Raw genomic sequence first — 19,146 nt, forward strand, 5'->3', positions numbered from 1 at the left:
TCCTGTTACCCGGCGTGACTTGACCTCGGACCGTCCGATGGCCTGTCGGCACGCCGTCCCGCGGTCACCCGCCCGCCCCGGGCCCACCGGAGCCGAGGGTCGCCGTCACGCGAACCGTCCCGGCCCCACGCACCCCGAGGTCATTCGTACGGCAGCAGGGTCGCATCGACCTTCTCCCAGGCCGCCTTGAGTTCGGCGAGCAGTCGCGGCCGGTCGTGGGCGAGATCGGCCTGTTCGCGGGCGTCGGCCGCGAGGTCGAACAGGTGGTCGCCGCCGTCGGCGTCGCGGTAGTACTTGAAGTCACCGCGCCGGAGGGCCCGGTTGCCGCGCACCCGCCAGAACAGGTCCCGCTCCGGTACCTCCTTGCCGTGCAGCAGATACCCGGCGAGGCTGTGGCCGTCCAGCGGGTACGCCGGGTCCGGCCGGCCGCCGGCCAGCTCCAGCAGCGTCGCCGTCCAGTCCGGCGTGTACACGGGGACGTGGCTGACCTGGCGGCCGTCGATCCGGTCCGGCCAGCGCACGATCGTCGGCACCCGGATGCCGCCCTCCAGCAACGAGGACTTCTCGCCGCTGAGCGGCCACTGGTAGGAGAAGCGCTCGCCGCCGTTGTCGGAGGAGAACACCACGACCGTGTTCTCCTCCTGCCCGGAGCGGCGCAGCGCGGCCAGCACCCGACCGACCGCCGCGTCCAGGCTCTGCACCATCTCCGTGTACTTCTCCACCGAGCCGCCGTCGGTGTGCAGCAGCGCGCCGAGAACGTCACCGTCGCGGATCTTCGCGGCGATCTCCGCGCCCGTCTCGGCGTCGTCCTCGGTGAGCCACGGCCAGTGCGGGGTCGTGAAGTTGAGGTTCAGCAGCCACGGGCGCTCGTGCCGCCGGCCGACGTACTCCACGGCGCGTTCGGTCAGGACCGTCGTGTAGTACCTCAGGTCCTGGTATGTGGCGTCGCCCTCGTACAGGTCGTAGTCGCCGAGCTGGCCCAGCTTGGAGAAGTACTCCAGGGCTCCGCCGAAGTTGCCGAAGAACTCGTCCCAACCGGATCTGGTGGGGCTGTAGTCGGGCAGCCAGCCGCAGTGCCACTTGCCGATCAGCGCGGTGGCGTAGCCCGCCTTCTTCAGCAGCGAGGCCAGCGTGGGATGGTTCGGCTCCAGGCCCTGGCTGCGGCTGGCGATCGGCTCGGCGAGCCCTCCCCGGGTGCGCCCGGGGAAGCGGCCGGTGTAGAGGCTGAACCGGGTCGGTGAGCAGGTCGCCGACCCCGAGTAGGCGTCGGTGAACCGCACGCCCTGCGCGGCCAGCCGGTCCAGGTTCGGCGTCCTGATGTGCGGGGAGCCGTACGCGGACAGATCGGCCCAGCCGAGGTCGTCGGCGAAGACGAAGAGGATGTTGGGACGTCCGCCGGGGCGGGCGTGGGCGCGGGCGCGGAAGGGGCGCTCGGCGGGGGCCGCGGCCTCGGCGGTGCCCTCCGCTCGGGCGACGGCGGTCACGGCACCACCGCCGACCAGGCCGGTGAAGGTACGACGGGATATTCCAGACATGGGGAATCCTCGCAAGCGGCCGTGCTCCGGTGTGGGCACGGCGAGGCAGAGTCACAGGGGGGTGGAGACGCCAGGGGCGGAGACGCCAGGGGCGGGGAAGCAGAGGGAGAAGAGGCCGGGCTTCAGCGACAGATGGCGCTGGCGTGACGGCACAGGTCGACATGGCGTCGCGCCACGAGCGCGACGCACACCCCGGTGCCGTCAGCGGACAACTTCATGATCACGCACGGTGCCAGCGCCCCGGACGGGCGTCAAGAGGCCGTCTCACGCACCGGGAGCGGTTTCATACGGCGTTCACGCACAGCGCGCGGTCCCTTGCCCACACCGCCCGGGAGCCGGCCGCCGGACCCGCCATGGGGACGTCACGCAGTCCGTGAGAGGGCGAGGGCGGAGTGCTGCGCATTCAACGAGGGGTGTGAGGGCGGAGTGCTGCACTGCGCACTCAGCGAGGAGGGTGAGGGCGGAGTGCTGCGTACTCAGCGAGCGGGTGACGGAAGGATCGGAGGTTCCGTGCCGCCCGAGTAGAGGGTCGCGGCATGCGTGCACGCGGCTTCACCGCACCCCTCGCAGACCTCCGCCTCGGCCCGGGGAACCGGGTCCGCGCCCAGCGACCGGATACGGTCCTCGACTCCGCGCCTCCTCGGCGACTCGCTCCGCATCGCGAATGACCCCTTCCATCAGAAGCTTTCTGCTGTTGCGGCAGAAGACGGTTTCGGTCGCATCCAGCCGACCGGTCTCGAAGTACTTGTTGGCGGCCTGACCACCACGGCAGTACGCGAACAGGTCGCATACGGCGCGACACGCGTCGACCCCGGCCAGAGCTTCGGCGACCCAGGGCGTCTCCTCGGCGCGGGCCAGACAGCCGGCCAGTCCGGACGTCCGTACGTCGCCGACGGTGAACGGCCCGTGCCGGTCGGAGGAGAAGCCCGCGAGGTCCGGACTGAGGGCGACCACCTGCCCGTCCCAGGTGACCATGGGCAGCGGGTCGACCGGCTGGTCGGCCCACCGCCCGGCCGCTCCCGCCAGCTCAGCCCTGACGTACCGCCAGGCGTGCTCCACGTCCCGCAGGGCCATGCGCCGGTCGGCGCGCCCGCAGGCTGCAAGCGTGGCCCAGAAGCCCGCGACGTCGTCGTCCTTGCCGACATCGGCGTTCTCGGCGTTCTCGGCGTTCTCGTGGTTCTCGTCGGCTCGGACCGTGCGGCCGTTCACGCCTTCGGGTCCCGTCAGGTTTACGCCTTCGGGTCCCGTCGGGTGCACGCCTTCGCGTTCTGTCAGGTTCACACCTTTGGGTTCCACCAGGTTCACGCCCAGAACACTGCAGCCGAGCGTCGCGAACCACCGGTGCAGATCGGCCGCCTTGCGCGGGGACGGGTCGGACACCACGGCGATGGCCCCGAACGCGATGCCGTGGTCCTTGAGCAGGCCGATACCCCGCAGCGCCCGGTCGGTGCTGTCCCGGCCGCCGCGGTCCAGCCGGGCGGAACCGGGGCCCGGGCCGTCGACACTGACGGAGACCTTGATCCGCCGCTCCGTGAACAGCCGGCACCACGCCTCGTCGATGAGCGTGGCGTTGGTCTGCACGGCGTGCCGTACGGGATGCTCGCGGCCGGGCGGGAACCGGTCAAGCAACCCTCCGAGGCGGGACACCCCCGCGGTGAGCGGCTCGCCGCCGTGCCACAGCACCGTGACCGGGTGGTGCCGCGACCACGCGTCGACGGTCTCCGCGACGGCGTCGGCGACCTGGTACGACATGACGCGGGCGAGTCCCCGGGAGGGCAGGTAGCAGTAACGGCAGTCGAGGTTGCACAGCGGGGTCGGCTGCAGGAGCACGAGGGAACTCGTCCCCGCCAGTCGCGCCCGCGGCAGCGGCTGCCTCATCGGACCCCCGCCTCCCCGGACCGGTCGTCCCGTTCCGTGGCCGCGAGGTGTCCGAGCGTCTCGCGCTCACCGTGCGCGTCGCCGAACTCGCGGAACAGGCGCAGGGCTTGGAAGTGCGCGTCGCGGGCTTCGGCGCGGCGGCCGGCGCGCCGGAGCGTGGCACCGAGGTCGTTGCTCGTGACCGCCTGCCGATGCCGGTCACCGAGATCCTGGTACGCCCGTACGGCCGACAGGTGCGCGTCGAGGGCCTCGTCGAACCGGCCCAGCACGGACAGGGCGACACCGAGGTCGTTCCACGCCGTGGCGGCGCGCTCCCGGTTGCCTAGTTCCTCGAAGACCGCCCGCGCGGTGGTGTGCGCCGTCAACGCCTCCTCCACCAGCCCGGTCTCCCGGTAGGCACGCCCGAGGTTGTTCGTGGCGGTGGCCGCACGGAACCGGTCGCCGACCGAACCGAACATCTCGCGGGCACGGGTGAGGGCCACGACCGACTCGTCGAACCGGCCCAGCTTGAACAGGGTGCGCCCGAGGTTGTTCCAGGTCGATGCCTCGGCCTGGCGATCCCCGCACGCGTGCACCAGGTCACGGGCGCGCCGGTGGGCCGCCACCGCGTCGTCCAGTCTGTGCGCCTCGGTCAGCGAGATCCCCAGCAGGTCCCAGGACGTTCCCTCCGCGTGCCGGTCGCCGCGCTCCCGGTGGATCTCGCACGCCCGGGTGTGCGCCGCGACGGCCTCCTCGATGCCGCGCTTGTTGCGCAGAGCCAGTCCGAGACAGTTCCACGCCTTGCCGGCGCTCAGGCCGTCCCCCAGCGCGTCCGCCGCCTCGGCGGCGCACCGGAAGACGGCCACGGCGTCGTCGAAGTACCGTTGCCAGCCGAGATATCCGTGCAAGCGTAGTGCCAGTCCCAGCCCGGTCCGTGCGTGGGCGGGGTCGGCCGCCCACAGCGCGGCGGAGACGAGGCCGGTGCGCTCGCGTTCCAGCCAGCTCAGCGCGTCCGTCAGACCGTCGAAGCCGGCCGTCGGGGCGACGCCGACCCGGGCCTGCAGATACCAGTCGGCCGCTTCGGCCCGGCGCAGGTAGTGGGCGAGGAGCCGGTCCCGCGCCCGCGTGCCCTCCCGGCGCAGCTCCTCCCGCCGGGACACGAGGTCCAGCGCGTAGGCCCGCACCAGGTCGTGCAGCGTCCAGCACCCCCGCACGCTGCCGGGTACGACCAGATGGGCGCGGATCAGCACGGCGAGCTCCCGCCGGGGTGGCGCACCGCTGCCGCAGAGCACGGTGATCGCCTCGTCGCTCGTCTCCGACCCCGGCGCGAGGGCCAGGAGCCGGAACAGCCGCGCAGACTCCGGCCCGAGGCGGCGGTACGACAGGTCGAAGGCGGCCCGCACGCCCCGTTCGCCGTCGTCCAGATGGTCGAGGAGCGTGGCGGAGCCGGTCAGCTCGGACACGAGTTCCGCCACCGGCTTCCCCGGATCGGAGATGAGCAGAGCGGCCGCGATCTGCAGCGCGAGCGGCAGCCGCCCGCACAGCTCGCACAGTTGGTCGGCGGCCCCGGGGTCCTCCAGGACGCGCCGGTCGGCAGGGGCCGCGGTGGCCAGCGCGCTGTGCAGGACGTCCCGGGCCACCTCCGCCGGGAGGAGGTCCAGGTGGAGCAGGTGGGCACCGAGCTGGGGCATGGTGTCGCGGGAGGTGACGAGCACCCGGTGCGCGGTGTGGCCGGGCAGCAGGGGTCTGACCTGCCCGGGATGGGAGGCGTTGTCCACGACGATCAGCACGCGGCCGGTGGTCCGGGCCCGTTCGGCCAGCACCGACCGGTAGAGTCCGGCACGCTCGTCGAGCGTGCCCGGCACGTGCGCGGCCGACACCCCGAGGGCGCGCAGCAGGGCCTCCAGGAGCTGTACGGGCCCGGCGGGTGAGTCGTCGTAGCCGTGGCAGTCGACGAACAGCGCGCCACCTGGGAACCAGCCCCGCTCCCTGGCCGCGTGAGCGGCTCGCACGACCAGAGCGGTCTTGCCGGCACCGCCGAGACCGGCCACCGCGAAGACGGGCACCGCGGGGCGGCCGGGGCCGGCGGGGTGACCGGGGCCGGTGGGGTGACCGGGGCCGGTGGGCGCCAAGGCCGCCATCAGCGAGCCGAGTTCGTCACCGCGTCCGGTGAAGGAGACGGCCTCCGGCGGGAGCGCGTCGTCCACGTGCGGCATGGGAACGTAGTGGTGGTGGTGCTCCACCTTCTTCCCGACCACTTCTCCGCGGAACTGCCCGTTCCTGAAATCGATCCGATCCCCGTCGCGTATGTCCCCGCTCACACGGCATTCCTGCCCAGAAAAGTGGGGGTGGTACCGCGGGGCGGTACTCTCCGTCCTCGGTCGTGGGCGGGCCGGCGGCACTCTCCGTCGCAGGCGGGCAGAGGCTCGCCCGACCGACCGTCGCGGGGGTGAGTACGGATACTCATGACGCCCGGCGCCGTCGGCCGCGAAGATCCACGACATGATGACGAACGGGGCGGGCCGGATCTGGCCGAGGACGCTGCCGGTGGCGCTGCTCGCGGTGCTCGCGGCGGGTTGCGGTACACAGCGGGCGGCAGAGGCGACGGCCGGAGACGTACCGTCGCAGGCCGTGACGACGCCGAGTACGCCCGCCGATCACCTCTGTCCCGGCGAGAGCCCCTCACCGCCCGCCCCGTCGGCCCCGACGAGTTCCACGCCGCCGACGGACCACTACGCCGAGAACCACGGCTTCATGGTCCCCTTCACGCTGCACGGCGACCGCCGCTGCCAGGGTCTCGCCGCCGTCGGGCGGGTGCGGAAGGCGCTGCGGCCACTGCGGGAGAAGGGCGGCTTCACGCTCGAGAGCGTCTCGCACACCATCGCGGGCCTGGGCTATTCGAAGGTGCGGACCTACGCGGACGGCTCCGCGGTCGGGTTCCTCATCGAGGTCGACGACTACCCCGTGTGCGTGGAGGGCTCAGTGGGTCCCGCCGAGACCGAGGCGGACGCGTTCGGCGGCTATCCCGACACCACCGGGTGCGAGCAGCCCTCGGGCGGCCACTGACCGTACCCCGCACGGCACTCCGTCCACGGATCAGGGGGCTGCGGGGGCAGGCGGCACCGGCCGGGCCACTGATGGGAGCCGAGGCCGGCGCGCGCCGTGCGCCCCCGCAGCGGGCGTACTGCGTGGCGCGCCGCGCGTTCCGCAGCAGGCGTACTGCCTGGCGCGCGCCGTGCGTCCCGCAGCGGGCGTACCGCCTACTTCTCCTCGCCGGTCTCCCGCTCCGCACGGCCCGAACCGTGGAGCTCCAGCGGGATGCGCTGCTGGTCGGGACGGTCGCCGGACTTCTCGGCCGGCTGGCCGTTCAGGTTCTGCCGGACCGAGTCCAGGATCGTCAGGCCCTGGGCGACCAGGCCGGCCGCGATCTCGCCGAGACCGTCAGCGCCGTTGAGGACGTTGACGTTGGCGCCGGACAGACCGCCCGCCGCTTCCTTGACGATCTGCGGCAGCTGGTCGATGAGCATCCGGTCGAGGGCGACCCGGTCGTGCGAGGCGGCAGCCTCGGCCTGGATCTTCATGCGCTCCGCGTCGGCGATGGCGAGGATCCGGACCCGCTCGGCCTCGGCCTCGGCGGGCTTCACGATCTCGGCGACCAGCTGCTGTTGACGCAACTTCGCCTGACGCTGGGCGAGTTCGGTCTGCGCGGCCAGCACCTCCTGCTGGGCGTGGGCGTGTGCCAGCGGTCCGGCCTGGGCGGCCTGTGCCTGGGCGCGGTCCACTTCGGCGGAGTACTGCGCCTTGACGACGGCGGTCTGCCGGGCGTACTCCGCCTGCTTTCGGGCCGCGTCCTGCTCCGCCTCGGCGGCGGCCTGGTTGGCCTGGGCCTGGGCGATCTGCGCCTGCCGCTGGATGGCGGCCTTGTGCGGCGCGGACATCGCGTCGATGTAGCCGGTGTCACCGTCGTCGATCGACTGGATCTGCAGCGAGTCCACGATCAGGCCGATCTTCGCCATCTCGGTCTTCGAGGTGTCGAGCACCTCGGCCGCGAGCTTCTGGCGCTCGGTGACGATCTCCTCGACGGTCATTGAGCCGATGATGGCACGCAGGTGGCCCGCGAAGATGCGGCCGGTCAGGATGGCCATCTGCTCCTGATCGGAGAGGAACCGCTGGCCGGCGTTGACGATGCTCTCGGTGTCGTTGCCGACCTTGAAGGCGATGACGGCACGGACGTTCAGCGCGATGCCCTGGCGGGTCACGCAGGTCTCGGTCACCTCGGACTCACACATCGACAGCGTGAGGAAGCGGACCTTGCGCAGGACCGGCAGCACGAACTTGCCGTGCCCGGTCACCACCCGGAACGGCGCACCCCCCAGCCCCCGGCGGCCTCCCGAGATCAGCATCGCCTGGTCGGGTGCGGGAACGCGGTAACCGAACATAATCCTTCTTCTCCTCAGTCGACGCCGGCGGCGGAGCCGTCCGGCGGGTCCAGCGGATCACCCCACGCGATGACGTCGACTTCTCGACATCCTCGGGAATCGATCACGAGCACGGTCGTCCCGAGTGGCAGGGGCTCCTGCGACCAGGCGAGAAAGGTCTCGGAACCGCCTCGGACGCGCACCAGGATCTCGCCGGGTCCGGCGGGTCCTCGGGTGCCGATGAGTAGTTCCCCCGTGCAGCCGATCACGGCGTCGTCTCGTGCCATCACCGGCCACCCTCCATCGCTCTGGTTCTCACCCTGTCCGACCTTAGACCCGCCCACCACCGGCGCATACATCGAGGCGGCACCGCACGGGGCCCGGCCCCGTGCGATGCGCTCGCGCAGGCGACGCAGCGAGCGGATCAGGGAGGCGGCTGATCCCCGGCCACCTTCCGCGTACCCCCGAGTTCCCCCGGTTCCGGCCTGCTGCCGCCCACCACTGTCCCAGCCGACACCGCTACCAGACAGGCGCCCGGCACTCGGCATCTCCGCCCGTGCGCCGCGCCGCGCCCGCGCTCAGCCTCGGCCCCCCGGCGGGTGCCCGCGCTCAGGCTCGGACCGACCCGCCCCCTGGCGGGTGCCCGCCTCAGCGTCGGCCCCCTGGCGGGTGCCCGCCTCAGCGTCGGCCCCCTGGCGGGTGCCCGCCTCAGCGTCGGCCCCCTGGCGGGTGCCCGCGCTCAGGCTCGGGCCGACCTGCTGAAGACCGCCCGCGCGATCTCGTCGGGGGCTGCGCCCGCCTCCGCGAGGAGGCTTCCGTCGGACGACCAGATGCCCGAACGGCCGGACGTACGGTCGAAGCCGCCGCCGGTCGGACCCGCGAAAGCCGCCGTGGCGGCCCACACGCCGTGTTCGGCTACGACCCTGCGGGCGCGCTCGCCGTGGAGCTCAGCCTCGTGATCAGCGTGGACGACGCCGGCCACGTACCCGTCGATGCCCAGCGCGGCGGTCTTCGCGGCGTGCTCGGCGAAACCCGTGTCGCGGCAGACGGCGAGCCCCAGCCGCCACCCGTCCACTTCGAGCACGGCAGGCTCCCCTGGCACGAAGCGCGCGGCCTCCCCGTCGTGCAGATACATCTTCCCGTAAGCCACGCGCACGCCGGCTCCCTCCACGGCCAGCACGCCGATGTGCGGACCCGGCACCGGTGCGCCGACCAGGGCCAGCGTCCCGGTCTCGGCACAGGCGGCGACGATCGGAGCGAGCCGTTCGTCGTCGGGGGTGACCGGCACCGCGTCCAGCTCGTAACCCGTCAGCGACATCTCGGGGAAGACCACCACCCGTGCGCGGGCCGCCCGAACGGCCTGCGCGTGGGCCACGGCGTTGGCCGCCACGTCGTAAGCCGTGCACCTCGGCTGCGCCACCGCGACGCTCAACGGCTGCTCCACCCCGAACTCCCCTCACCCGACGGCACGATCAGCCTACAGACCGACCAGGGCCGATCGGGCTGACCGGGCCGACCGGACCGGCCGCGATGCTCTCGGCTCACGGCGGGGGACAGGCGGAGCGACACGCGGCCAAGGAACGGCAGCCCGGGCAGCGGACCGGTCGGCCCGTGGTGTGGCGGAGGGTGGTGGGGCCCTGCACAGCCGGTGTGCCGGTGCGGGTCCCGTTGCCCCCCGGGGGCCCGGACGGCCTGCCGCGGGCCGGCGGGTCATCCGCTTTCCCGGAGGCCGCGGGCGAGAAGGCACGCCGGCAGTGCCACGGCGGCTCCGATGTACAGCAGCACCGGGTAGCCCAGGGCATGCACGATCTGTCCGCCCACGGCGCCGGCCAGGGACAGGCCCACGAACAGCGCGCTGTTGTTCCACGACAGCATGGCGGTCGCCCGCTCGGGAAACGTGTCGATCAGGTGGCGCTGCTGGGCGGGGAAGAAGGCGTACGCGGCCGGCGCGAACAGGGCCAGCGCGCAGGCCAGCGCCCAGGTGGCCGGGAACGCCAGGGCCACGGCGGCTTCCAGCACCGCCGTCAGTGCCAGGGCCGACCTGGTGATGCGCACGGGGTCCGCCCGGTCGGCGAACCGCCCGCCCGCCTGCCCGCCGACGACGGCGCCGATGCCGTACACGACCAGCAGCCAGGTCACGGCGGTGGCCCGGTCGTCGGAGTGCAGCGCCAGGGCCAGGAAGGTGTAGAGGCTGTACACGGAGAAGGACCACAGGGCGGTCACCGCGACGGCGGACACGGCGACGGCCGTGTCGGGGCGCCGGTCCCGGCGGGGCACCGCCGAAGCCCCCGGTGTTCCGGGCGGGGTGCGCCAGACGAGTGCGTGCGGGAACGCCAGCAGGAACGTGCCCGCGGCCAGGATGACGAAGGCGGCCTGCCAGCCCACGTACCGCCCCAGCAGCGACCCGGCGGGCGCGCCGACCCACAGGGCGGTCAGCAGGCCCGACCCCACCACGGCCAGCACCTGCGCCCGGGCCTGGGGCCGCGCGCGGGTGCTGACCAGGGCGTACACGGTCGGGCCGGTCGCGGCGGCGGCGAGGCCGGCGACCACACGGGCCACGAGCAGCACGCCGAAACCGGGTGCCAGGGCCGTACCGATGTTGGCCGCGGAGAACAGCACCAGAGCGGCCACCAGGACCGTGGCCCGGTCCCGGCGGTCGCAGATCCAGCCGGCGACGGGCGACGCCACCACATACGCGATCGAGAAGGCGGTGACCAGCAGGCCGGTGCCGGCTGCGGAGACGCCGAAGGACGCGGCGATATGGGGCATGAGCGGGGCCACCACGAAGAGGTCGGTCCCCACCAGGAACTGGGTCAGCCAGGCCAGCGCCACCGGCCAGACGGACAGGCCGGCCCCGGTGTCGTCGGCCGGCTCACCGCAGGAGGAATGCACGGTCCGACGCTAGGGCGCACACGGGGGAGCGGCCATCGCGGACACGCTGTACATAGACCGCCCCGGCAATCGCGGACATGTCGTGCGCGGACCGGCCCGGCAATCGCGGACACGCTGTACGCAGAACGGCCCGGCAATCGGGGAAACGTTGTGCGCGGACCGGCCCGGCAATCGCTCGGCAGCCCTGGAACGCCCGTACCCGGCGGAGCACCCGCGCCGGACGGCCGTCCCGGCCTCCGCGCCGGGGCCGCCCGCTCACAAGGTGTCCGCAGTCCCCGCGCCCGAGCGGGTGTGTCAACCGGACCAGTGTTCCGGCACGGAAGCGGATCTTGTACCGGGACCGGTGCCTGTCTAGCGTCACAGTTCACGTGATCTGACGAACTCACAGCGACGGGACGCACCACGATGATCGTGATCGCTCATATCAGTGACACCCATGTAGACACCGGACCGCGCAGCGCCGAGCGCACACGCGCCGTCATGCGCTACCTGGAGGAGCTGCCCTACGACCTGCACGCGATCGTGGTCACCGGAGATGTCACCGACCACGGTCTGCCGGCCGAGTACGAGCTGGCCCGTGAACTGCTGGCCTCCCGGCACCCAGTGCTGTTCTGCCCCGGCAACCACGATGAGCGTGAAGCGTTCCGTCGCCATCTGCTGGCGCAGGCGGCCGGTTCGACGGCCCCCGTCAACCAGGTGCATCGCAGCGCTGACGCGGTGATCGCCCTGTGCGACTCGTCGGTGCCGGGCAAGGACGAGGGCCTCCTGACGGAGGAGACCCTGGCGTGGCTGGAGGACGTGCTGGTACAGACGGCGCGGCACACCCCCGTACTGGTCGGCTTCCACCACCCTCCGGCGGACCTGCACATCCCCTACGTCGACGGGATCCGCCAGTTCGGTGCCGAGCGGCTCGCCGCCCTCGCCGACCGTCACCGCAACATCGCGGGCTTCCTGTGCGGCCACGCCCACACGGCGGCGGCGACCGTCTTCGCCGGACGCCCGCTCCTCGTGGCCCCCGGCGTCGTCTCCACCCTGCGGCTCCCTTGGGAACACCCGGGCGTCCCCCACGGCCACGTCCACCTGGACCAACCGCCCGCCCTGGCCTTCCACGTCCTTGACGAGGGGCGGCTCACCACGCACTACCGTCACGTCAGCGTGTGAACGTCCGCGCCGACGCGGGCGCAGGTGCCGGTGTCCCCGCATGTCGCAGCGTCTCGTACGGCGGCCGTAGGGTGGCTCCGATCAGGACCTCCGGCCGGCCGCCGAAGTCGGTGAGCGCGCGGAGCGGTAGCGTGGGCGTAGCAGTGGCCCTCCGCTCGCAGCCAGGACTTCCGGGAGCACCGCGTGGCGATGGACGACGTACTCTCACCGCCTGGCGGAGACCGGGGCGCAGCCCTGCGGACGAAGGCGGTTGGTGCCTCGTGAGCTCCGCCCCGGGGAGATTCATCCGGCAGATCCGTCTCGTCCCCGGGTTCGACGACGGCCGGTACCCCTTCGACCTGCCCGCGGTGAGGCATCTCGCCCGTTCGGGCGGCCTCGGCCTGCCGGCGGGCGCCACGTTCCTCGTGGGCGAGAACGGTGCCGGCAAGTCGACGCTGATCGAGGGGGTCGCAGTGGCCGCAGGTTTCAACCCGGAGGGCGGCAGCCGGAACTTCCGCTTCGCCACCCGCGCCACCAAGTCCGCCCTGGGCGACCACCTGGTCCTGACCCGAGGGGTCGAGCGACCCCGCACGGACTTCTTCCTGCGGGCGGAGTCCTACTACAACGTGGCCAGCGAGATCGAGAGGCTCGACGCTGCCGGAGGCCGGCCCGTGATGCCGGCCTACGGCGGGGTGTCTCCGCACGAGCGCTCTCACGGAGAATCATTTCTCGACCTGGTGACCCACCGTTTCGGGCCCGCCGGACTGTACCTGCTCGACGAGCCGGAGGCAGCGCTCTCCGTCCAGAGCTGCCTGGCTCTGCTGGCGCGCATGCACGAACTGGTCGACCAGGGGAGCCAGTTCCTCATCGCCACGCACTCGCCGGTTCTCCTGGCCCTGCCCGGCGCGACCATCCTGGAGATCACGGGTGAAGGCACCATGGAACAGGTCGACTTCGACCGGGCTCTGCCGGTGCGCCTGACACGCGACTTCCTGCGAGCACCGGGCCGGTTCCTGAAGCATCTCCTGGACACCGGCTAGGAGCTGGACACCGGCTAGGAGGTGGACACCGGCTAGGAGATGGCGGCAGCCGCCCGGGGCCACCGCCTCTGGCGGCAGCCGCCCGGGGCCACCGTCTCTCCGCCCGGCCGCCAGAAGCGTTCAGTGGCCGTCACCTGGTCCGGGCATGATGTCCGGCGTGCCCGAGCACGGCGCCGAGACCGCGCGCCGGCACCTGTCCCACGTGCCGGCGCCGCGCGGTGAACCGTACGACCTGTCCGGCTCCGTGCTCGACATCCTGACCGAAGGCGGGACGCGCGTCCGGCTCGCGTGAACCGATGCCCGCAGCGCGCGGCCCCGCTCGGCGGGTTCGTGAACCTGGCGCGCGCCCCTGCCCGGCTGTCCGCGCCCCCGGCCACCCGGCGTCGCCCGCTGCGCCGGAGAGACCCTGCGGTGTGGCGCGCGCCCCTGCCCGGCTGTCCGCGCCCCCCCCGCTACCCGGCCTCGCTCGCTGCGCCGGAGATCGCGTCACCGCTGGCGCCGGGGCGCCGCCGTGTGCCGGTGGGAAGTGCGCTTACCTGGTGCGCCGGCCCTGGGACGCCTCCGGTGCCGTGCGCGATTTCGCGAGCTGGTCGAGTATCGCCCGTTCGGAAGGCTGCAGCGGAGGCTCGGTCGTCGGGGGGAGCAGGGGGCCGTTCAGGGCTGCCAGCAGGGCCTTGGGGTGCAGGACGCGTGTCGGGGGTGCGGTGAGGCTGGTGACGTCCCACAGGGCCGACGCCGCGTCGTAGGAGCCCGTGGCGGCTCTGGTGAGCCGGCGTGTGTACCAGGCGGCGAGGCGGTCGGCGAGGGCCGGCTCGCCGCCGGTCACGCCCGGGAAGAGGACGTCCATCCCCACGGCGGCGGACCAGGCCATGTCGACGTGGCCGGCCGCGCCACGCAGGACGCGTCGGGACAGGCCGGGGCTGGTCAGGCCGCCGCGCAGCTCGTCGGCCAGCACCTGGGCGCCGAGCGCGGCCACGGACATGCCCTGCCCGTATGCCGGGTTGAAGGTGGCCAGTGCGTCGCCGAGCGGGATGAACCGCTCGGGCCAGTGCGGCGACTTCTCGAAGTAGCGGCGGGTGTTGCTGGTGCTGCGTCCGCGGCTGACGACCACGTCGGTGAGGGCGTGGGCACCGCGGATGAGGTGACCGACGATGGGGTGCGGCAGGCTGAGGACGTACTGGAGGAAGCCCTCGGGGTCCGCCGGCGGCTCGCCGCCCCGGGTACCGCCCGCGCTGACCATCCAACGGTTTCCCTCGATCGGCAGCACCATGGCGCTGCGGCCGGGCCGGCCGTCGTAGGGATTCGCCTGGATCAGCGTCAGAGGGAACGATTCGGCACCCTCCGGTACGCGGTAGATCCGGGTGGCGTTGGTGAGGCCGGAGTCGAGCTTGCGTTCTTCGATCCCGGTGATACCGAGGCCGGCGAGCCAGCTCAGGCTGCCCGACCCCCGGCCGCTGGCGTCGATGACGAGGTCGGCCTCCAGCTCCGGGCCGAGCCGGTGGCCCGTTGTGCCGCCGCCGACCCGGACCCCCCGCACCTGCCGGGCATCGCCCAACAGGCCGTCCACCGTGGCCCGGTGGAGACGGACGTGGGGGTGGCAGTCGCGCAGGATCTGCCGCAGGACCCACTCCAGCAGGGCCCGGGTGCAGGTGATCATGCGGGGACTGTCGCCCTGCCACCGGTGGAACCAGCCGCTGTCGGGGGTCAGGGCCAGCATCCCGTTGCCGAGCGCGATCTCGTGGGCCCCTGCGACGAGGAGGCGGTCGCGCACGCTCACCGGCAGCAGCGACTCCATGGCGGCCAGGCCGCCGGCCATGAGCAGGTGGGCGTGCCGGCCCTGGGGGACACCCCGCCGGTCGGCGGGGCCCTCGGTCAGCTCGTCCTGCTCGAGAAGGTGCACCTGCATCGTGGGTTCGGCCCGCGACAACGCCGCTGCGGCCAGCAGCCCCGCCACGCCCGCTCCGATCACGACCGCTCTGTGTGACAACTGATACTCCTCGTAAGGGTCCTGAGACGATTTCACTTGGTTCCGGCCTGCTGCGGCGCTGCCGGCCGGTGGTGGTGCACCACCTGGGCCAGCTCCACCAGGTCGACGGTGACACGGAACTTCTCCGGCGGATCGGCCGGTCCCTCGCCGCCGCCCGACGCACGGCGGATGCCGTCGATGATCATCGCCTTCTCCGAGGCGGCGCGGGCCCGTTCCCGCCCTTCGCCGCGCTGCACCGCGGCCGAGTACGTCAGGTGGCCGACCCGCTGGTCGACGTGCGCCGCGAGCTGCAGCAGGGCGTCCCGGATGTTCGCCTCCAGCAGGTAGAGCCGGCTGCTCGGCAGTTGCCACCACAGCTGCCACCAGGACGGTTCCGCCACCGGCGGCGTCGTAGCGAGGTCCTTCACCGCCAGCCACAGGGGCCGCAGTGCGCGGTAGGTGGCGAGGCTCTGCCGCTCCGTGGCGGCGGAGGACGCCAGGCGCGGCAGCACGAATCCGGCGGAGTAGATGAGGGCGCCCAGGGCGGCGGCCGGTGGGGCGAGCGTCGTGGACAGGAAGTCCAGGTCGTAGCCGAGCCAGCGGGCGACGACCGCCGTGACCTTGGCGAGGGTGAAGCCCAGGGCGTCGAGGAGCAGGCCGGCCAGGATCAGCCGCAGGCCCAGCCGCAGGAGCCCGGTGACCTCGTCGCGTGCCCACTTCAGGCAGACCGCGCTCAGGATGATGGTGCTCGCCAGATGTCCCAGCAGGTAGAGGGTGATCATCTCCCTCATGTACGGGGTGTTCGCGTAGTAGGTGTCCAGGTCCCGGAGCCGTTCCTCGTGCGCGCCCGCGAGGCAGAACAGCGTGACGATGGCGATGATCAGTGTCCCGTAGACGGCGACCGCCATCCATGTCATGCGCCGTATCCGCTGCTCCGGGCCGCCTCTCCAGTGGATCAGCAGGGTGATCAGCGAGCAGCTCAGGGCGGTGATCGAGCTGTAGGTCAGCGGGGCACCGATGTTCGGGATCCCGACGGCGTGGTTGACGGCGGCGAGGGTCGTCGGGGCGGACCAGAAGAAGCACACAGCGGCGATGAACGCGGTGGCCCGGGTGGCGATGGACAGCGGTGAGCGGGGGGCCCGGCGTGGCCGGCGCAGCAGCAGGGCGGCCAGAGCCAGCAGCAGAGATGCCATATACACGACAATGCTCATCTTTCGGGGACTCCGTTCACGTCCGCTGGCTGTGTCTGTGGGGGGTTACGTGCACAGGAATACGCGTTCACGGTGGAAGGGCGGGTGGTGTGTCGGGGTGCGGATTCACGGTGGAAGGGCGGGTGGTGTGTCGGGGTGCGGATTCACGGTGGAAGGGCGGGTGGTGTGTCGGGGTGCGGATTCACGGTGGAAGGGCGGGTGGTGTGTCGGGGTGCGGATTCACGGTGGAAGGGCGGGTGGTGTGTCGGGGTGCGGATTCACGGTGGAAGGGCGGGTGGTGCGTCGGGGTGCGGATTCACGGTGAAGGGGCGGCGGTGTGCCGGGGTGCGTGTTCACGGTGAAGGGGTGGGTGGTGCGTCGGGGTGTGTGTTCACGGTGAAGGGGCGGCGGTGTGTCGGGGTGCGTGTTCACGGTGAAGAGGTGGGCGGTGCGTCGGGGTGTGTGTTCACGGTGGCAGGGGTCCGGCAGCGCGGCGGGACGCGTAGCTCACGGCGACGGGGCTCTGGCAGGCCGTCGGGACGCGTGCTCACAGCGAAGGGGTTCTGGCGGGGCCCGGTTCGGCGGCCCGCGCGACGCGTGCCTGCTGTCCGGACCTCTTCACGGCATCGGCGATGAGGACCAACGACTCGGCGTCCCGGGGGTGGGAGAGCCGGGCCGGCGCGCCGGGGGTCTCCACGCCCGGCTCGGTGCTGCGCTGCACGGCCGCGGCGATGGTCGCGGCCCACGCGACGGAACTTGCTCTCCGCCAGTCGCCCGTTCTCGCCAGCTCCGCGTCGTGCGCCTGGTCGTAGAGCGACTCGTCGTAGAGCGTCTCGATGGCGTGGAGACCGTTGTGGATGGTGCTCCACCGCCAGGTCCCCCACAAGAACGGGGAGTGCGGGCGCTCCACACGCAGGGCACGGTCGGTGAGAACGGGATCGAGTACGGCGTCCAGGGGCGCGAGACGGAAGAAGTCACGCCATGAGGACAGGTGGTGTCCGGCCATGGGGAGCAGGACCCCCGCCACCGTGAGGACCGCCCCGAGACCGGCACACACCGGGGGCAGCGCCGTTCCCAGGGTCACCCAGTCGCGGCCGGTCCACCGGGCGAGGACGGCGGCCAGCTTGGACAGGCTGTAGCCGGAGCTGAGGAGCGTACCGGCACCGATGGTCAGCAGACTGGTCCGCAGCCAGGGCCGCTTGCGCACCTCCGCCTCGAATGCCCAGCGCAGTGACCACACCGCACTGACACCGGTCGCCGTCAGATGCCCGACCAGGTACAGCACCACCATGGCGGAGAGCCAGGGCGCCGTCGCGTAGTACGTGTCGAAGTCGCTGCGGCGCTCCTCGCGCGTGTCCCCGAGCGCGAACAGGACCGCGATGCCCGCGAGGACGACGGCGTATCCGCAGATCCAGCTGCGGGTCGTCCGGCGGAGCCGGGGCCCGCCACGCCAGCAGGCGATCATGATCAGCAGCGCCGCGCTGTAGGCGGTGATGGAGGCGTAGGTCAGCGGTGCGGCCAGATTGGGCACGCCGCTCACCCTGTTGATCACCTTCACCGAAGCGGGCGCGCCGAACAGGAAGCACAGCGACGCGGACGCCAGCACGCCGCTGATGGCCAGCAGTGACGGCTCACGCCGGTGCCGCACGAGGTCCGGCAGCTTCACCAGGAGGGCGATCCACAGCAGGCCACAGCTCACGTAGTTGATCGACCCGCTCATCTCCGGTTCCCCCGATAGTTCAGAGCGTCGGCGATACGGCGTGCCGTCTCGCCGACGATCACGTCTCGCTCCATCAGTGCCCGCATCTCCTGCCCGACGCGGATCCCGAACAGTTCCGCCTCCTTCTCGGGGTCCTCGTCGAAACGTGACCGCGCGGCGGCCGGCTGGGCGCCGTGGGCGTGCGCCGACTCCAGGGCGTCCCAGGCCCCGCTCGCCAACTGCTCGGGCGAGAAGCCGTCCTTCTGCCGCATGTGCCACAGCTCATGACCGAAGATCTGGGCCTGGTGCCAGATCTCCGCGTCCTGCTCGATGATGACGTCGTCCTGGTCCGTACGCTCCAGCCACATGCCCGTCGCCCTGAACTCACGCGGGATGTGCACCTTGTGCACCACGAGCCTGCGATCACCGCGCCACTGCCTGGCGGACTCCACCAGCGCGTCGAAGAGGACCTCGGGACCGGCTGCCGGACCGGCGCCGGACGGTGTGCCGTCGTCCGCGACGACACCGCTGAGGCGCTGCCGGACAGGGGCGATGAGCGTCTCGGCGAACTGCCGCATCTGCCGGTCGCGTTCCCGTAACCTCTGCCACTGGCGAAGCCGGGACATGGGGGTCATCGGCGGTCCCGGCAGCTGCAAGAAGACCGGCAACCATCCGCAACGCCGGTACCCCGACGCGTGGCGGGCGCGTCGGGGCGGCGTGCGGGACACGGCGTCCCGCCCGGCGTGCCGGTCACGGCACCCGCTCCTTGTGCACCGGCACGGCGGCGTCGGCCGGGCCGGGCCGGGTGGTCCTCGCGCCGACGGGTCTCGCGCGGAAGTCCAGTCGCTGCCGTACGCGCTGCGCCACCGGCATCTCCTCGGCGCGGCCCCCCGCGAGCAGGACCCGCACGACGGTCTCGGGTGTCCCGGTGTCCAACGACAGCCCCCGCGCGTCCAGTACCTCGGTCAACCGGGCGCAGTCGCAGGCGTGCCGGATGCGGTCCAGGGTTCCGGCCGGTCTTGCGTAGGTGTCATCTGCTGCCACCGAGCATTCTCCTGGGCGCGTCGCTGATCAAGGGCGTGGGACCTAGGCGAGAGTAGCCGCATCGCCATGACCGGTCGACAGCGTTGTGGAAACCTGCCGAAGTGGGCAGGTTCGACCGACAGGCCGGTGCCCCGTACGCGGCACCGCCAAGCACCCCGGCACGGCGTCAGCCTCCAGGCATCAGCCTCCAGGCATCAGCCTCCCGCACCAGCCTCCCGCACCAGCCTCCGGCAGCGGGCGACACCGGCTGCGGGCCGGGTACGCGCCGCCCGCATCGGGTCGGTCCCGGAAGCGCCCGGCTGTCGGCCGTCCCGGCCGCCCGCCGGCCCTTGCCCCGGCCCGCGTCCCGGCGTCCCGCGTCCCTC

The 19,146-nt window shown here is 72.4% G+C and carries 16 protein-coding genes; 4 read left to right on the forward strand and 12 right to left on the reverse strand.

The features are described 5' to 3' along the window. Positions 1–140 precede the first annotated feature (140 nt). The 3 genes from GT045_RS10840 to GT045_RS10850 all read right to left on the reverse strand — a co-directional run bounded on the left by GT045_RS10840 (position 141) and on the right by GT045_RS10850 (position 5,713). Entirely contained in the window at positions 141–1,535 is a 1,395-nt protein-coding gene (locus tag GT045_RS10840) for a sulfatase-like hydrolase/transferase (RefSeq protein ID WP_161334020.1), read from the reverse strand. A 552-nt stretch (positions 1,536–2,087) separates the two neighbouring features. Further along, complete coding sequence (locus GT045_RS10845) at positions 2,088–3,413, reverse strand: radical SAM protein (RefSeq protein ID WP_161334021.1); 1,326 nt, start codon at positions 3,411–3,413, stop codon at positions 2,088–2,090. Continuing rightward, entirely contained in the window at positions 3,410–5,713 is a 2,304-nt protein-coding gene (locus GT045_RS10850) for a tetratricopeptide repeat protein (RefSeq protein ID WP_161334022.1), read from the reverse strand. The genes GT045_RS10845 and GT045_RS10850 overlap by 4 nt, the downstream gene beginning before the upstream one ends. 181 nt (positions 5,714–5,894) lie before the next feature. Here GT045_RS10850 and GT045_RS39595 point away from each other — a divergent pair, with 181 nt between their 5' ends. Further along, on the forward strand, positions 5,895–6,458 hold the full coding sequence (locus tag GT045_RS39595) for a hypothetical protein (protein WP_237538502.1): 564 nt from the start codon (positions 5,895–5,897) through the stop codon (positions 6,456–6,458). A 194-nt stretch (positions 6,459–6,652) separates the two neighbouring features. Here the strand turns inward: GT045_RS39595 and GT045_RS10860 are convergent, their stop codons facing one another. From GT045_RS10860 to GT045_RS10875, 4 genes are all read right to left on the reverse strand, one after another. Further along, on the reverse strand, positions 6,653–7,831 hold the full coding sequence (locus tag GT045_RS10860; RefSeq protein WP_161298431.1) for a flotillin family protein: 1,179 nt from the start codon (positions 7,829–7,831) through the stop codon (positions 6,653–6,655). Between the two features lie 14 nt (positions 7,832–7,845). After that, complete coding sequence (locus tag GT045_RS10865) at positions 7,846–8,097, reverse strand: hypothetical protein (RefSeq protein ID WP_161298432.1); 252 nt, start codon at positions 8,095–8,097, stop codon at positions 7,846–7,848. Positions 8,098–8,549: 452 nt separating this feature from the next. Continuing rightward, the gene (locus GT045_RS10870) at positions 8,550–9,254 is read right to left on the reverse strand and encodes a carbon-nitrogen hydrolase family protein (protein WP_161334023.1); all 705 of its coding nucleotides are present in this window, start codon (positions 9,252–9,254) and stop codon (positions 8,550–8,552) included. A 266-nt stretch (positions 9,255–9,520) separates the two neighbouring features. Continuing rightward, positions 9,521–10,702, reverse strand: a complete 1,182-nt coding sequence (locus tag GT045_RS10875; protein ID WP_161334024.1) for an MFS transporter — start codon at positions 10,700–10,702, stop codon at positions 9,521–9,523. 405 nt (positions 10,703–11,107) lie between these two features. On the opposite strand from GT045_RS10875, the gene GT045_RS10880 reads away from it, so the two are divergent. The 3 genes from GT045_RS10880 to GT045_RS40430 all read left to right on the forward strand — a co-directional run bounded on the left by GT045_RS10880 (position 11,108) and on the right by GT045_RS40430 (position 13,174). Beyond that, positions 11,108–11,863 (forward strand): metallophosphoesterase, encoded by a 756-nt coding sequence (locus tag GT045_RS10880; protein ID WP_161334025.1) that lies wholly within the window; start codon positions 11,108–11,110, stop codon positions 11,861–11,863. 260 nt (positions 11,864–12,123) lie between these two features. Further along, positions 12,124–12,882: an AAA family ATPase gene (locus GT045_RS10885; protein ID WP_161334026.1), complete on the forward strand. Its 759-nt coding sequence runs from the start codon at positions 12,124–12,126 to the stop codon at positions 12,880–12,882. A gap of 157 nt (positions 12,883–13,039) precedes the next feature. Next, positions 13,040–13,174 (forward strand): hypothetical protein, encoded by a 135-nt coding sequence (locus tag GT045_RS40430; protein ID WP_272926850.1) that lies wholly within the window; start codon positions 13,040–13,042, stop codon positions 13,172–13,174. Between the two features lie 240 nt (positions 13,175–13,414). On the opposite strand, the gene GT045_RS10890 is transcribed toward GT045_RS40430, so the two are convergent. From GT045_RS10890 to GT045_RS10910, 5 genes are all read right to left on the reverse strand, one after another. Further along, positions 13,415–14,869 carry an NAD(P)-binding protein gene (locus GT045_RS10890; protein WP_202527740.1) on the reverse strand — a complete coding sequence of 485 codons (1,455 nt, stop codon included), beginning with the start codon at positions 14,867–14,869 and terminating at the stop codon, positions 13,415–13,417. 32 nt (positions 14,870–14,901) lie between these two features. Next, a complete protein-coding gene (locus tag GT045_RS10895; protein WP_202515726.1) occupies positions 14,902–16,041 on the reverse strand; it encodes a DUF6545 domain-containing protein in 1,140 nt (379 codons plus the stop codon). A gap of 544 nt (positions 16,042–16,585) precedes the next feature. Beyond that, positions 16,586–17,758 carry a hypothetical protein gene (locus GT045_RS10900; RefSeq protein ID WP_202515727.1) on the reverse strand — a complete coding sequence of 391 codons (1,173 nt, stop codon included), beginning with the start codon at positions 17,756–17,758 and terminating at the stop codon, positions 16,586–16,588. Beyond that, the gene (locus tag GT045_RS10905; protein WP_161334027.1) at positions 17,755–18,363 is read right to left on the reverse strand and encodes a hypothetical protein; all 609 of its coding nucleotides are present in this window, start codon (positions 18,361–18,363) and stop codon (positions 17,755–17,757) included. Before GT045_RS10905 ends, GT045_RS10900 begins: the two co-directional genes overlap by 4 nt. A gap of 124 nt (positions 18,364–18,487) precedes the next feature. Next, complete coding sequence (locus tag GT045_RS10910) at positions 18,488–18,781, reverse strand: hypothetical protein (protein ID WP_161334028.1); 294 nt, start codon at positions 18,779–18,781, stop codon at positions 18,488–18,490. Between the last annotated feature and the right edge of the window lie 365 nt (positions 18,782–19,146).

The organism is Streptomyces sp. SID486, from assembly GCF_009865385.1.
Lineage (GTDB): Bacteria > Actinomycetota > Actinomycetes > Streptomycetales > Streptomycetaceae > Streptomyces.

Coding starts and splice junctions, on each gene's coding strand:
- GT045_RS10905 (WP_161334027.1), bottom strand. CDS start 18,363: ATGTCCCGGCTTCGCCAGTGGCAGAGGTTACGGGAACGCGACCGGCAG.
- GT045_RS10865 (WP_161298432.1), bottom strand. CDS start 8,097: ATGGCACGAGACGACGCCGTGATCGGCTGCACGGGGGAACTACTCATC.
- GT045_RS39595 (WP_237538502.1), top strand. CDS start 5,895: ATGATGACGAACGGGGCGGGCCGGATCTGGCCGAGGACGCTGCCGGTG.
- GT045_RS10860 (WP_161298431.1), bottom strand. CDS start 7,831: ATGTTCGGTTACCGCGTTCCCGCACCCGACCAGGCGATGCTGATCTCG.
- GT045_RS10840 (WP_161334020.1), bottom strand. CDS start 1,535: ATGTCTGGAATATCCCGTCGTACCTTCACCGGCCTGGTCGGCGGTGGT.
- GT045_RS10895 (WP_202515726.1), bottom strand. CDS start 16,041: ATGGCATCTCTGCTGCTGGCTCTGGCCGCCCTGCTGCTGCGCCGGCCA.
- GT045_RS10880 (WP_161334025.1), top strand. CDS start 11,108: ATGATCGTGATCGCTCATATCAGTGACACCCATGTAGACACCGGACCG.
- GT045_RS10900 (WP_202515727.1), bottom strand. CDS start 17,758: ATGAGCGGGTCGATCAACTACGTGAGCTGTGGCCTGCTGTGGATCGCC.
- GT045_RS10845 (WP_161334021.1), bottom strand. CDS start 3,413: ATGAGGCAGCCGCTGCCGCGGGCGCGACTGGCGGGGACGAGTTCCCTC.